The sequence below is a fragment of the Zwartia vadi genome, from assembly GCF_030410375.1.
Classification (GTDB): Bacteria; Pseudomonadota; Gammaproteobacteria; order Burkholderiales; family Burkholderiaceae_B; genus Zwartia; species Zwartia vadi.
The window spans coordinates 1-746 of the sequence record NZ_JAUHHE010000049.1 but is presented as its reverse complement, the minus strand read 5'-3'; the positions used below and the strand labels follow the sequence as shown (position 1 = coordinate 746).

Genomic DNA, 746 nt, shown 5'->3' with positions numbered 1-746 from the left:
TTACTTCAGGATTTTAGCAACGACGCCGGCGCCGACGGTACGGCCACCTTCGCGGATTGCAAAACGCAGACCTTCTTCCATAGCGATTGGTGCGAGCAGCTTAACTGTCATACCAACGTTATCGCCTGGCAGAACCATTTCCTTGTCTGCTGGCAACTCGATCGTGCCGGTCACGTCCGTCGTACGGAAGTAGAACTGGGGACGATAGCCGTTAAAGAATGGCGTGTGACGGCCACCTTCGTCTTTGGACAGAATGTAGACCTCGGCGGTGAAGTCGGTGTGTGGCTTGATCGAGCCTGGCTTGGCCAAAACCTGACCGCGCTCGACTTCCTCGCGCTTGGTGCCGCGCAACAAGATACCGACGTTATCGCCTGCCTGACCCTGGTCGAGCAACTTGCGGAACATTTCAACGCCCGTGCAAGTTGTCTTGAGCGTGTCGTGAATACCGACGATCTCGATTTCCTCGCCGACTTTGATGATGCCGCGCTCGATACGGCCGGTCACCACGGTGCCGCGACCCGAGATCGAGAACACGTCCTCGACGGGCATCAGGAACGTGCCGTCGATGGCGCGCTCAGGAGTAGGAATGTAGTTGTCCAGCGCATCGGCCAAAGCCATGATGGCCTGCTCACCGAGCTCGCCTGTGTCGCCTTCGAGGGCGAGCTTAGCTGAGCCCTTGACGATTGGCGTGTCATCGCCTGGGAAGTCGTACTTGGAGAGCAGCTCGCGCACTTCCATTTCGACCA

The 746-nt window shown here is 58.2% G+C and carries 1 protein-coding gene; it reads right to left on the bottom strand.

The window, feature by feature from the left end:
- Window positions 1-746: EF-Tu C-terminal domain-related protein (locus tag QWY27_RS15265; protein WP_290199288.1), on the bottom strand; the 746-nt coding region annotated here is incomplete at its 5' end.